At 69.5% G+C, this 6,639-nt stretch carries 6 protein-coding genes; 2 read left to right on the top strand and 4 right to left on the bottom strand.

Translation table 11 applies throughout. The features are described from left to right. Positions 1 to 251: 251 nt before the first annotated feature. Complete coding sequence (tyrS, locus tag N787_RS07400; RefSeq protein WP_034212186.1) at positions 252 to 1,463, bottom strand: tyrosine--tRNA ligase; 1,212 nt, start codon at positions 1,461 to 1,463, stop codon at positions 252 to 254. A 173-nt stretch (positions 1,464 to 1,636) separates the two neighbouring features. Between tyrS and N787_RS07395 the strand changes: the two genes are divergently transcribed. Both N787_RS07395 and N787_RS07390 read left to right on the top strand, forming a co-directional pair. After that, on the top strand, positions 1,637 to 2,938 hold the full coding sequence (locus N787_RS07395) for a peptidoglycan DD-metalloendopeptidase family protein (RefSeq protein WP_052575254.1): 1,302 nt from the start codon (positions 1,637 to 1,639) through the stop codon (positions 2,936 to 2,938). Positions 2,939 to 2,942: 4 nt separating this feature from the next. Continuing rightward, positions 2,943 to 4,085, top strand: coding sequence for an anhydro-N-acetylmuramic acid kinase (locus tag N787_RS07390; RefSeq protein WP_052575253.1), 1,143 nt, complete (start codon positions 2,943 to 2,945; stop codon positions 4,083 to 4,085). Here the strand turns inward: N787_RS07390 and N787_RS07385 are convergent, their stop codons facing one another. From N787_RS07385 to N787_RS07375, 3 genes are all read right to left on the bottom strand, one after another. After that, positions 4,086 to 4,385, bottom strand: a complete 300-nt coding sequence (locus N787_RS07385; RefSeq protein ID WP_052575252.1) for a hypothetical protein — start codon at positions 4,383 to 4,385, stop codon at positions 4,086 to 4,088. It lies immediately after the preceding gene. A 72-nt stretch (positions 4,386 to 4,457) separates the two neighbouring features. Beyond that, entirely contained in the window at positions 4,458 to 5,780 is a 1,323-nt protein-coding gene (locus N787_RS07380) for an AmpG family muropeptide MFS transporter (RefSeq protein WP_052575251.1), read from the bottom strand. Next, complete coding sequence (locus N787_RS07375; RefSeq protein ID WP_034212185.1) at positions 5,777 to 6,544, bottom strand: exodeoxyribonuclease III; 768 nt, start codon at positions 6,542 to 6,544, stop codon at positions 5,777 to 5,779. The genes N787_RS07380 and N787_RS07375 overlap by 4 nt, the downstream gene beginning before the upstream one ends. Positions 6,545 to 6,639: the final 95 nt, after the last annotated feature.

Genomic DNA, 6,639 nt, shown 5'->3' with positions numbered 1-6,639 from the left:
ACACTGTCAAAGATCTTCATCTCTGCAGAAGGCCTTTCGCCTTCCGCGTCCCGAGCGTTTCGCCCGAGGGAGCCGCACATTATAGAGCAAGTTCCGAGGACGTCAACACCCTAAACCGTCCTTTTTTGCTCCCCCTTCGCCGACCGACCAAGGCCGGGCGGTGAAGGGCCGCGAAGAATAGGGGAAGGCGCGCGACTTGGGAAGGGGGTCTGCGCGAATTGGCGAAAACGCCGGGCGAAACCGGGGTTCCGTCAGGCGGCGACCAGCTTCACCCGGGCGAAATTGCGCTTGCCGACCTGCAGGACGGCCTCGAAACCGACGCCGAAGACCCGCTGCGGATCCTCGAACACCTCGGCATCGATCTTCACGGCCCGCTCCTTGAGCTTGCGGGAGGCCTCGGAATTGCTGGCCGCCAGGCCGGCCGCCACCAGCAGCGCCGCGATGCGCAGGCCTTCGGCCGGCACGGCGATCTGCGCCTGCGGCAACAGCGAGGTGTCGCCTTCGCCGCGCACCACCGCGTGCCAGCCGGCCACCGCGGTATCCGCCGCCTGCGCGCCGTGGAAGCGCGCTGCCAGCTCACGCGCCAGCCGCAGCTTGGCATCGCGCGGATTGAGCGCGCCGCCGGCCACGTCCTGCTTCATGCGCGCCAGTTCGGCCAGCGAGGTTTCGAAGCTCAGCAGCTCGTACCAGCGCCACATGAGCTCGTCGCCGACCTTCATCGCCTTGGTGACGATATCGATCGCCGGCTCGTTGATGCCGATGTAGTTGCCCAGCGACTTGGACATCTTGTTGACGCCATCCAGGCCCTCGAGCAGCGGCATGGTCAACACGATTTGCGGGGGCTGCCCGTGGCTTTCCTGCAGGCCGCGGCCCATCAGCAGGTTGAACTTCTGGTCGGTGCCGCCCAGCTCCACGTCGGCCTTGAGCGCCACCGAGTCATAGCCCTGCACCAGCGGATACAGGAACTCATGGATGGCGATCGACTGCTGGGCCGCGTAGCGCTTGGCGAAGTCGTCGCGCTCGAGCATGCGCGCCACCGTGTGCTGCGCCGCCAGGCGGATCATGTCGGCCGCCGACATCTGCCCGAACCACTCGGAATTGAACCGGACCTCGGTGCGGTCCTTGTCCAGCACCTTGAACACCTGGTCGGCATAGGTCTGGGCGTTGGCCAGCACGTCCTCGCGGGTCAGCGGCTTGCGGGTGGCGTTCTTGCCGGTCGGGTCGCCGATCATCCCGGTGAAGTCGCCGATCAGGAAGATGACCTGATGCCCCAGGTCCTGGAACTGCCGCATCTTGTTGAGCAGGACGGTGTGGCCGATGTGCAGGTCGGGCGCCGTCGGGTCGAAGCCGGCCTTCACCCGCAGCGGGCGGCCCAGCTTGAGCCGCGCCGCCAGCTCCTCGGGCTTCAGGATCTCGTCGGCGCCACGGGCGATCAGGTCTAGGGCGTGCTGCAGGTCGGACATGAATGGAGGGATGCTTGTATTCAGGGCGGAGGCCGAGGCCGGCCGCGTTAATCGGAAGTTAATAGAAAGTTAAAGCGTGGAGCCCAAAAAATCCAGACGCTACAAGGGTTTGACGCCGGTATTTCGCGCTGGTTATCGTAGCCCGACTCCTGTTTCGAGCGGGGAACCCCCCTTTGCAGCACAACCCTTCCCCCCTCGGCCGCTGGTCGCGCGAACACTGGGTGTTGGCCGGCCTCTGCGCCTCCCTCGGCACCCTGGTGCTGACCATCATCCCCGGTTTCGCCAGCGCCATGCGCGAACCGGCCGCACAGGAAAACCTCACCACGCTGAGCCTGCCCCTGCCGCCGCTCGAGGGCAAGGCCGCCACCAGCGCCGCCGCGCGCGGCCCGGCCTGGCAGACCGTCACCGTCCAGAACGGCCAGACGCTGGGCGAGATCTTCCAGCAGATGGGCGTGCCCGCCTCGGTGATGTACCTGGTGCTGGAATCGCCCAGCGCGAAGAACCTCACCCGCCTGCGCGCCGGCGCCCAGCTCGCCTTCGACCTCACCGAGGACGGCGCCCTGCGCGGCCTCGCGTTCGAGCGCGATGAAGCCGCGCGGGTCGAGCTGGCCATCGCCGGCGGCGAAGTCACCGAGAACGTGATCGAGCGCCCGCTCGAGCGCCGCACGATGGTCGCCAGCGGCGAGATCACCAGCTCGCTGTACGCCGCGGGCGCCCAGGCCGGCCTGAGCAACGCCGCCATCAACCAGATGGCGAACGTGTTCTCGTACGACATCGACTTCACCCAGGACCTGCGCGACGGCGACCGTTTCCAGGTCGTGTACGAAGAGATCTGGCGCGACGGCGAGCGCCTGCGCAGCGGCGGCATCGTCGCGGCCAGCTTCCTCAACCGCGGCAAGGAGTTCACCGCGGTGCGCTTCGAGCGCAACGGCAAGCAGGAATACTTCGACCTCACCGGCCGCCCGCTGAAGAAGAGCTTCATGCGCATGCCGATCGAGTTCGCGCGCATCAGCTCGCGCTTCAACCCGCGCCGCAAGCACCCGGTGCTCGGCACCGTGCGCGCGCACAAGGGCGTGGACTACGCCGCCGCCACCGGCACGCCGATCATGGCCGCGGGCGATGGCCGGGTGAGCTTCGCCGGCTGGCAGAACGGCTACGGCCGCACCATCATCATCGACCACGGCAAGGGCCACACGACCCTGTACGCGCACATGTCGCGCCTGGGTCGTTACAAGGTCGGCTCGCGCGTGCAGCAGGGCACCACCATCGGCTACGTCGGCGCCACCGGCCTGGCCAGCGGTCCGCACCTGCACTACGAATTCCGCATCAACGGCGCACACCGCGACCCGCTGACGGTGACCATGCCCAAGCCCGAGCCGCTGGCCGGCAGCGAGATGGTGGCCTTCCGCGCCGCCACCGCGCCCGCCCTGGCCCAGCTCAAGCGCGTGGAGGGCGTGCGCCTCGCCGCACGCTGAGCCGATGGCGGCCACGCCGCGTACGAACGACGACACTCCGCCCGCCGGCACGCCCGGCGGGCTTTTTCTTGGCCTGATCTCGGGCACCAGCGTGGACGGCATCGATGCCGCGCTGGTGGCGTTCGAGCCGGCGCCGCGCATCGCCTTCGCCCGCACCTATCCCTACCCGGCCGACCTGCATGCCGACGTGTTGCGCTGGTCGCAGGCGCAGGCGCAGGTGGCGCTGGATGACATCGCACGGCTCGATACGCGCCTGGGCCTGATGTTCGCATCCGTTGCGAACCAGGCGCTGGCCGACGCGGGCGTACCCGCGGCTTCGGTCCGCGCGATCGGCTCGCACGGGCAGACGCTGCGCCACGACCCGCGCGGCGCCTTCCCCTTCAGCCAGCAGCTGGGCGACGCCAGCGTCATCGCGGAAGCCACCGGCCTGACCACCGTCGCCGATTTCCGCCGGCGCGATGTCGCCGCGGGCGGCCAGGGCGCACCGCTGATGCCGGCCTTCCACGCCGCGGTGATGCATTCGCCGCAAGAGGACCGCGCCGTGCTGAACCTCGGCGGCATCGCCAACCTCACCGTGCTGCCGCGCGAAGGCGTGGTGCGCGGCTTCGACACCGGGCCAGCGAATGGCCTGATGGATGCCTGGTGCCTGCGCCATCGCGGCGAGGCCTACGACCGCGACGCCGCGTTCGCGCGCAGCGGCCGCGTGGATGCGGCGCTGCTGGCCCGCCTGCTGGACGAACCGTGGTTCGCGCAGCCGCCGCCCAAGAGCACCGGCCGCGACCAGTTCCAGCTCGAGTGGCTGGCGTCACGGCTGCGCGACGAAGCGCCCGCCGACGTCCAGGCCACGCTGTGCGAACTGAGCGCTGTTACCGTGGCTGAAGCGCTGCGCACGCAGCAGCCCGGTGGCGCCCGCCTGCTGGTCTGCGGCGGCGGCGTGCACAACCCGCTGCTGATGGCGCGGCTGGCGGCGCACCTTCCCGGCGTGGTGGTGGAAAGCACCGCGGCGCTGGGGCTGGATCCTGATTTCATCGAGGCCGCCGGCTTCGCCTGGCTGGCGCGGGAAACGCTGGCGGGACGACCGGGCAACCTGCCCGCAGTCACCGGCGCGCGCGGGCCGCGCGTGCTCGGCGCAATCCATCCGGCCTGATCAGCCGCCGGCTTCCTTCTTGCGGCGCATTTCTTCGACCAGGTAGGCCGGCGCGTCGTCCGGCAGGCTGGTCATGGCCGACATGGCCTCCTCGAAGGCCCGCGCCTCGTCGTCGCTCCAGGCGCCCGTGAGGCGCGCGATGTCGCCCGGGATCGGCGCCGGCTCCGGATCGACCAGGCCGAGCGCCTGCTTGAGCAGCAACAGGATGACGTCGTTCAGCGGCCAGCCCTTCTGGCGCGCCATCTCCTTGATGCGCTCGGCTACCCGCTCATCGATGTCGCGCAACAGGAAGTCGGCCATGGCCTCGATCCTCGGGGGGACGACCAGCATACGGCCACGGACGGGGACTGCAATACCCGGCGCGGCGAAGGTTCAGCCGGGCGGGGCCTTGTCGGCGCCGCGGTAGCCGGCGTCGCCCAGGGATTGCTCGATCAAACCGGCCCGCAGCATGAACAGGTACAGCAGCACGCCCGGCAGCGCCACCAGCGTGGTGAGCAGGTAGAACTGCACGTAGCCCAGCGATTCGATCAGCGCGCCCGCCGTGGTGCCGGTGACGATGCGCCCCACCACGCTGGCCGCGGCGCTGAGCAGCGCGAACTGGGTGGCGGTGAACGCGAGGTTGCACAGCGCCGACAGGTAGGCCACGACCACCACGCCGCCGATGCCGCTGGCCAGGTTCTCGAAGCCGATGGTGAAGGCCAGCAGTGCGTTCGAATGCCCCACCGACGCCAGCCAGGCAAAGCTGAGGTTGGAGGCGGCCATCAGGACCAGCGCCACCAGCACCGAGCGCTTCATGCCGATGGCGGCGTACATCATGCCGCCGAGGAAAATGCCCGCCAGCATCGCGATGAAGCCGAAGCCGACGTCGTAGGTGGCGATCTCGTCGTTGCTGAAGCCCAGGTCGTTGAGCAGCAGGCGCAGCGTGAGGTTGGCCAGGGTGTCGCCGACCTTGTGCAGCAGCACGAACAGCAGCACCAGCATCGCGCCGCGGCGGCGGAAGAACTCCAGCAGCGGACCGGCGACGGCCTCCCAGGCCTGGCGAAGCCCGCGGTGCACCGCGATGGTGACGTGCCGCGCCGGCTCGCCGACCACCAGGCCGGTCAGCATCGCCGGCAAGGCGAATCCCGCGCAGAGCAGGTAGGCCAGCGACCAGCCGTGGCGCGCGGCCACATAAAGCGCCAGCGAACCGGCGGCCACCGATCCGATGCGCCAGCCGTACTGCGACATGCCCGAACCCACGCCCAGCTGCTCGGGCTTGAGCGTCTCGATGCGGTAGGCGTCGATGACGATGTCGTAGGTCGCGCCGGCGGCGCCGACCGCCACCGCGGCCATCGCGAACAGGGCGAGGTCGGCCTTCGGGTCGAGCATCGCCAGCCAGGCCACGGCCGCCATCACCGCCGTGCCGGCGAACACCAGCCACGACACGCGCTGCCCGAGGCGGCCCAGCAGCGGCAGCCGCAGGCCGTCCACCAGCGGCGCCCACAGGAACTTCAGGTTGTAGACCAGGAAGGCGAGCGAGAACGCGGTGACGCTCTTCTTGTCGATGCCGTCCTGGGCCAGCCGCGTGGTCAGCGTGGCGCCGATCATCGCGTACGGGAAGCCGGAGGAAATGCCGAGCATCAGCGCCGCCAGCGGCTCCTTCTGCACGTAGGGCCGCAGCCCCTGCGACAGCCGCGCGCCCAGGCCGGTGCTCATGCGTACTCCACGAGGTAGGGCGCGTGGTCGCTGAACTTCGGCTCGGGGAAGATCGCGCAGGATTTCAGGCGGTCGCGCAGCGAGGGCGACACCACCTGGTAGTCGATGCGCCAGCCCACGTCCTTGGCGCGCGCCGCGCCGCGCTGGCTCCACCAGGTGTAGTCCTCGCCCTCGGGGCGCAGGTGGCGGTAGCTGTCGACCCAGCCGCGCGCCTTGAACAGCAGGTCCAGCCAGGCGCGCTCCTCGGGCAGGCAGCCGGAGTTCTTCTGGTTGGACTTCCAGTTCCTGATATCCCGGGCCGTGTGCACGATGTTCCAGTCGCCGCAGATGACGTAGTCGCGGCCGCTGGCCAGCCACTGGTCCAGGATCGGCGTGAACCACTCCATGCAGCGGAACTTGAACTGCTGGCGCTCGTCGCCGGAGGAGCCCGACGGGAAGTACAGCGACACCACGCTCAGGTTGCCGAAGCGCGCCTCGAGGTAGCGCCCCTCTTCGTCGAACTCATCCCAGCCCAGCCCGGTCAGCACCTCGTCCGGCGCGCGCCGGGTGTAGATGCCGACGCCGCTGTAGCCCTTCTTCGTGGTGGCATCGCGGAACCAGGCCTCGTAGCCGGGCGGCAGCAGTTCGGGCACGCGCAGCTGGTGCTCCTGGGCCTTGGTTTCCTGGATGCAGACCAGGTCGGCATCGAGGCCGGGCAGCCAGTCGAAGAAACCCTTGCTGGCGGCCGAACGCAGGCCGTTGGCGTTGAAGCTGACGATTTTCACGGAGTCGGGAGCGGCCGCGGCGGGGATGGGGAAGGTTAGCCGAATTCCCCGGGGAGGCGCTGCCGCGGCGCGCGCGGCTGTTGCACAATCACGTT

Source organism: Arenimonas metalli CF5-1, from assembly GCF_000747155.1.
Classification (GTDB): Bacteria; Pseudomonadota; Gammaproteobacteria; order Xanthomonadales; family Xanthomonadaceae; genus Arenimonas; species Arenimonas metalli.
The sequence above is the reverse complement of the archived record's forward strand: the minus strand, read 5'-3'. Positions and strand labels throughout refer to the sequence as shown.